The following is a 6,076-nucleotide window of genomic DNA, read 5'->3' on the forward strand; positions in this document are numbered from 1 at the left end:
CCCCCGCCCAGAACGAGGGCGCCATGGAAAGCTTGCGACGACCGGCCGCCCAGGCGGGGACGGCCGAGATCATAGACTTCGATGAGGCGCTGCTGGCGGCGTGCCCGCCAGAGTTGCGCCAGGACCTGATGACCGAGGCCTCGATGCTGGCGGACGCCTGCAGCGCGGACGACCGGCCCCAGGAATTGGAAGCCATCGCACGCAGCCTCAGCGACGGCGCGCGGCAGGCGGGGATGGGCCGCGCACGGGCCCGGCGCCTGGCGGCGGCCATTCGGTCGATCGCCCGCGGCTGAGCCTATTCCGCGGCGGCGACGCCCCGGGCCGCCCGATCCTTTTTCCCGCGGCCGGGCTTGTCCAGCAGCTTGCGGAGCTTGGCCGCCAGGAGTGCGATCTCGTAGGGCTTGTCGAGCAGCGGGAACTCCGCGTTCTCGATGACTGCGCCTTCGCCCACGAACCCCGAGGTCAGCAGCACCCGCAGATCAGGGCGGATCTCGCGGGCGGTGCGCGCGAGGCTCACCCCGCTGACGCCGCCGGGCATCACCACGTCGGTGAACAGCAGGTCGATCTCGGCGGGCGAATGGATCACCTCCAGCGCCTCGGCGGCGTTGGTGGCGGTGGTCACGCGATAGCCGAGCCCGCTCAGCATATCCATGGTCAGGGCCAGCACCGTGGGGTCGTCCTCGACCACCAGGATCCGCTCGTCTCCGCCCTCGATTGTCTTGACCCGCTCCGACGGCTTCACGACCTCGGCCGGTGTGGACGAGGCCGGCAGCAGCAGGTGGAAGGTCGTACCCTCGCCCGGCGCGCTATCGAGCCGCACCTCGCCCTCCGACTGCTGCACGAAGCCGTAGACCTGGCTGAGCCCCAGGCCAGAGCCCTTGCCCACCTCTTTCGTGGTGAAGAACGGTTCGAAGACGCGGTCGCGCACCTCCTGCGCCATACCCACGCCGGTGTCGCTCACTTCGATGGCGATCCGCCCGGCGTCGCGTCGCGTGGCGATGGTCAGCACCCCGCCCTCGGGCATGGCGTCCCGGGCGTTCACCGCCAGGTTCAGCAGCGCCGTCTCGAGCTGGGTCGGGTCCACGTGGGCGCAGAGCGCCTCGTCGGCGAAGCGCAGGTCCACGGTGACCGCCTCGCCGACCGCCTGACGGATCAGGGGCGCGAAGTCGTGGATCAGCACATTGACGTCGATGGTCACCGGCGTGAGGTGCTGGCGACGCGAGAAGGCGAGCAGCTGCCGGGTCAGGTCGCGGCCGCGCTCCGCCGCCTGGCGGATGGCGTCGATCCTGCGCATCCGGCGAGCGTCGTCCTCGACCTTGCGGGCCATCATGTCGATGTTGCCCAGCACGACGGTCAGCAGGTTGTTGAAGTCGTGGGCGACGCCGCCGGTAAGCTGGCCCACCGCCTCCATCTTCCGGGCCTGGGCGAGCTGTTCCTCCAGGCTGTGGCGGTCGGTGGCGTCCAGGATCACGCCGAAGATCTCGCGCGCGCCGCCGTCGACGCCCGCCGCCACCACGCCTTGGTCGTGCAGGACCTTGTACTGGCCATCGGCGCACAGCCAACGGAACTCGCAGGAGTAGCGGCCGGTCTGGGCCGCGCGCGCGAAGGCGTCGACCACCCGGTCGACATCGTCGGGGTGGATCCGGCTTGACCCGAACTCCGGCTCGTCGACGAAGCGGCTCGCCGGGAAGCCCAGGATGTCCTTCACCGATTCCGAGACGAACTGGGGCGCGAACGGCGGCTCGAGGCTGCGCGAGGTGAAGACGATCGGCAGCGACTGGAGGATGGCCTCCTGCCGCGCCTCGGTGCGCCGCAGCGCCCGCTCCGTCAGGTCCTTCTCTGCCTTGACCCGGGCATGCTCGTCGAGCAGCCACTGCTGGTAGGCCGACTGGCGCTTCACCTCCTCCGTCTTCAGGTAGAGGTCCGTGAGGACCGTCACCTTGGACTTGAGGATGAACGGGTCCACCGGCTTGAAGACCACGTCCACGGCCCCGGCCGAGTAGGCCTGGAAGACGTGCGCCTCGTCCCGGAAGATCGCGGTCAGGAAGACGATGGGCGTGTCCCGCGTGCGCTTGCGCGAGCGGATCAGCGCCGCCGTCTCATAGCCATCCATGCCCGGCATGTGCAGGTCGAGCAGGATGAGGGCGAACTCCTCGGTGAGGAGGCGCCGCAGCGCCTCCTCGCCCGAGCGGGCCACCACCAGCTCATGGCCCAGTTCCTCGAGCGCCTGGACGGCCGCAAAGGCGTTCCGCTCGTCGTCGTCGACGATCAGGATCCGCGCCTTTAGCGGCTGCTCCAGGTCGGGCGGGGCCGGGGCCTCCGCCCGCCAGGGCCGCGCAAGCGCGCTCGCGGGTGCGGCTCGGCTCACGTCAGCTCGCTTGCGGGATCAGGGAGACGACCGTGTCGCTGGCCAGCTTCATCGCATCCGCGCGTTGGATCGAGACGCGCAGCACCGACACCAGGTGGTCGATGTCCACCGGCTTCGAGACATAGTCCGAGGCCCCGGCTTGGATGCACTTCTGGCGGTCTCCCTTCATGGCCTTGGCGGTCACCGCGACGATCGGCAGGTCGGTAAGGCCGGGCCGCGAACGGATTTCGCGGATCGTCTCGTAGCCGTCCATATCCGGCATCATGATGTCCACAAGAACCACGTCCACGTCGGGCTTGGCGTCGAGCACCTCGAGCCCCGCGCGGCCGCTCTCGGCGTAGCTGAGCTCGATCCCGTACTCCTCGAGGGCCGAGGCCAGCGAGAAGATATTGCGGATGTCGTCGTCGATCACCACCACCTTGCGACCGGTGAGCACCGCGTCGTCGTGCTTGCTCTGGTTAAGCTTGGCCTTGGCGGGCGCCGAGAGGCGTTCCAGCGGCTCGTGGAGCAGCAGGCTCGCCTGGTCGACCAGCTGGTCCGTCGTGCGGGCGAGCCGCACCAGGCCGCCGAACACCGCCAGCCGCAGCCGCCGGTCGTCGTCGGCTTCAAGTTCCTGCGGCGCATAGACCACCGCCGGGACCATGCGGCCGTCCGACTGCTTCAGCTGCTCCACCAACTCGTGGACCGGCAGGGCCGCGGCCTCGATCATGAGGCCGTCCGGACGGTCCGCCTGCGAGCGGGTGAGCACCTGGGCCAGGTCGGAGACGACCTCAACCTGGGTGAAGCACTGCCGCAGGGTGTCGGCCGCCTCGCCTTCCGAGCCCACCAGCACGATCCGCCGTTCGACCTTCTCGACGAAGCTCTTCACCCCCTGGAGGGTCGAGACCACCACCTCGCGCTCCACCGGCTTATGGGTGAAGCCGAAGGCGCCCATCGACAAGCCGAGGCCCTTCTGATCGTCCGCGGAGATCACGTGCACCGGGATGTGCCGCGTCTCGGGGGTACGCTTCAGGAGGTCCAGCAGAGCCAGGCCGTCCATGTCGGGCAGGCCGATGTCGAGCATGATGGCGTCAGGCCCGAAGCGGCGGGCCAGCGACGGCGCCGCGGCGCCCTCCCCGGTCACCACACCCTTGAACCCGCTCTCGTGCACGAGGCTGAGCAGGATCGAGGCGAAGCGGGGATCGTCCTCGACGATCAGCACCACCGAGTCGCCGGAGCGGATGCTGTCGCGGTCGTCGGCCACGGCTTCCACCGGCTCTTCCGAGAAGGACGACGGCATCAGCATCGGGCGCGGCAGCTGCGGCATCCCCGCGGGACGGGGCGTCGACGGCGTTTGCGCCGCCGGGCTGAAGTTCAGCGGCAGGAAGAGGGTGAAGGTCGAGCCCTTGCCGGGCACCGACGTCACCTTCAGCTCGCCGCCGAGCAGGCGCGTGATTTCGCGGCTGATCGACAGACCCAGGCCCGTGCCGCCGTACTTCCGGCTGGTGGTGCCGTCGGCCTGCTGGAAGGCCTCGAAGATGATGCGCTGCTTGTCCTCGGGGATGCCGATGCCGGTGTCCTCCACCGAGAACGCCAGCACCTGGCCCGCGGTGTTGAGGTGGTCGTTGGTGGTGTGCCAGCCGCCGTGAGCGCGCGCGACCTTCAGTTTCACATGGCCCTTTTCCGTGAACTTGAAGGCGTTCGACAGCAGGTTCTTGATGATCTGCTGCAGGCGCTTGTCGTCGGTGTACATCGACCGCGGCAGGGCGCCGTCCAGTTCGACCTGGAACTCCAGCTTCTTGTCGGCCGCCACCTGGCTGAAGGTCCGATCGACCTGGTCGCGCAGGCTGGCGAAGGACATCTCGCCGATGTCCAGGGTGACGGTGCCGGACTCGATCTTCGACAGGTCGAGAATGTCGTTGATCAGCCCCAGGAGGTCGGTGCCCGCGTCGTGGATGTTGCGGGCGAACTCCACCTGCTTGTCGGTGAGGTTCCCCTGGCCGTTGTCGGCCAGCAGCTTCGACAGGATCAGCAGCGAGTTGAGCGGCGTGCGCAGCTCGTGCGACATGTTGGCCAGGAACTCGGACTTGTACTTGGAGGTCAGCGCCAGCTGCTCGGCCTTCTCTTCGAGGGCCAGCTTCGCCTGCTCCACTTCCCGGTTCTTGGCTTCCACCTGCTGGTTCTGCACCGACAGCAGGTGCGCCTTTTCCTGCAGCTCGGCGTTGGTCTGCTGCAGCTCCTCCTGCTTGGCGCGGAGCAGCTCTTCGGACTGACGCAGCGACGCGGCCTGTTGCTCCAGACGGTCGTTGGTCTTCTTCAGCTCCTCCTGCTGCGCCTGCAGTTCGGAGGTCAGCAGCTGCGACTGCTTCAGCAGGCCTTCCGTCCGCATGTTCGCGGCGATGGTGTTCAGCACGATGCCGATGGATTCCATCAGCTGGTCGAGGAACTGCTGCTGCGTCTCGTTGAACTCGCCGAAGGTGGCGAGCTCGATCACCGCCTTCACCTCGCCTTCGAAGAGGGCGGGCAGGACGATGATGTTGGCCGGAGGCGCTTCGCCCAGGCCGGACGAGATCTGCACGTAGTCCTTGGGTACGTTGGTCAGCAGGATGCGCGACTTCTCGTACGCGCACTGGCCGATCAGGCCTTCCCGCAGCTTGAACTGGCTGGCCAGGTGCTTGCGGTTGTTGAAGGCATAGGAGGCCGCGAGGTTGAGGACCATCTGGCCCTCGTCGTCACGGTCGCTGACGTAGAACACGGCGTGCTGGGCGTTGATCAGCGGCGCCAGTTCGGAGAGCACCAGGTTCGACACGGTCGACAGGTCGCGCTCGCCCTGCAGCATCCGGGTGAACCGGGCCAGGTTGGTCTTCAGCCAGTCCTGCTCGGTGTTCTTCAACGTCTGATCCTTCAGGTTCCGGATCATCTCGTTGATGTTGTTCTTCAGCTCTTCCACCTCGCCCGACGCTTCGACGGTGATCGACCGGGTCAGGTCGCCCTTCGTCACGGCGGTGGACACTTCGGCGATGGCGCGCACCTGGGTGGTCAGGTTGGCGGCCAGTTCGTTCACGTTGTCCGTCAGGTCGCGCCACAGGCCGGCGGCGCCCGGCACCCGCGCCTGGCCGCCCAGCTTGCCTTCGGAGCCCACTTCGCGGGCCACGTTGGTCACCTGGTCGGCGAAGGTCGCCAGCGTCTCGATCATCCCGTTGATGGTGTCGGCCAGCGCGGCGATTTCGCCCTTGGCGTCCAGGGTCAGCTTCCGCTTCAGGTCGCCCATGGCCACCGCGGTCACGACGTCGGCGATGTTCCGCACTTGACCGGTCAGGTTGGCGGCCATCATGTTCACGTTGTCGGTGAGGTCCTTCCAGGTGCCGGCCACGCCCGGCACCTGCGCCTGGCCGCCCAGCTTGCCTTCCGTACCCACTTCCCGCGCCACCCGCGTCACTTCCGAGGCGAAGGAGTTCAGCTGGTCCACCATGGTGTTGATGGTGTTCTTCAGCTCGAGGATTTCGCCCCGCACGTCCACGGTGATCTTCTTGGAGAGGTCGCCCTTGGCCACGGCGGTGGTCACGTCGGCGATGTTCCGCACCTGGCCGGTCAGGTTGGCGGCCATCAGGTTCACGTTGTCGGTGAGGTCCTTCCAGGTGCCGGCGACGCCCTTCACCTGGGCCTGACCGCCGAGCTTGCCTTCCGTACCCACTTCCCGCGCCACCCGGGTCACTTCCGAGGCGAAGG

General features: G+C 67.9%; 3 protein-coding genes. 1 reads left to right on the forward strand and 2 read right to left on the reverse strand.

Annotation, left to right across the window (positions count from 1 at the left end; all coding sequences use genetic code 11):
• The first annotated feature begins 23 nt into the window (after window positions 1-23).
• On the forward strand, window positions 24-293 hold the full coding sequence (locus VIL67_RS00830; RefSeq protein ID WP_332046944.1) for a hypothetical protein: 270 nt from the start codon (window positions 24-26) through the stop codon (window positions 291-293).
• Window positions 294-295: 2 nt separating this feature from the next.
• Here the strand turns inward: VIL67_RS00830 and VIL67_RS00835 are convergent, their stop codons facing one another.
• Entirely contained in the window at window positions 296-2,368 is a 2,073-nt protein-coding gene (locus VIL67_RS00835; protein WP_332046945.1) for a response regulator, read from the reverse strand.
• Between the two features lies 1 nt (window position 2,369).
• Window positions 2,370-6,076: hybrid sensor histidine kinase/response regulator (locus VIL67_RS00840; RefSeq protein WP_332046946.1), on the reverse strand; the 3,707-nt coding region annotated here is incomplete at its 5' end.

This window comes from Phenylobacterium sp., assembly GCF_036563385.1.
Taxonomy (GTDB): Bacteria; Pseudomonadota; Alphaproteobacteria; order Caulobacterales; family Caulobacteraceae; genus Phenylobacterium.